Origin of the sequence: Streptomyces sp. DH12 (genome assembly GCF_020873895.1) — a bacterium.
Lineage (GTDB): Bacteria > Actinomycetota > Actinomycetes > Streptomycetales > Streptomycetaceae > Streptomyces.
The window spans coordinates 1-483 of the sequence record NZ_JAHWGT010000811.1 but is presented as its reverse complement, the minus strand read 5'-3'; the positions used below and the strand labels follow the sequence as shown (position 1 = coordinate 483).

At 72.9% G+C, this 483-nt stretch carries 1 pseudogene; it reads right to left on the bottom strand.

Going from position 1 to position 483, the window contains the following annotated elements:
* Nucleotides 1–483: pseudogene (locus LPA54_RS37200) on the bottom strand (MFS transporter); the annotation flags it as partial.

Here is a 483-nt window from a genome sequence, read left to right as displayed (position 1 = left end):
CCGGTCGACGAGCCGCCCCGAGACGACCGCGGCACCCGCCGAGCCGATGGCGAACGGCGTCACGGCGAGCCCCGACTCCAGCGGGGAGTAGTGCAGTCCGTGCTGGTAGAAGAGCGCGAAGACGAGCCAGACGCCGCTGAAGCCGATGAAGTACAGGGTGCCGACGCCCGCGCCGATGGCGTAGCCGCGCACGGTGGAGAACAGACGCGGGTCGAGCAGCGGCGTCGTCCCCCGGGCCAGCAGCCGCCGCTGCCGCCGCACGAACACGGCGAGCACCGCCGCGCCGACGAGGAACAGCCACCACAGCCGCCTCAGCCCGCCCGACTCCGCCTGCACCAGCGGATACATGAACGCCAGCACGCCCAGGCCGAGCAGCAGCACACCCGGCACGTCCACATGGCCCCGCCCCGACTTCCGGGTCCGCGGCAGCAGACGCCGGCCCAGCAGCACGGCGAGGACGCCGATGGGCACGTTGACGTAGAA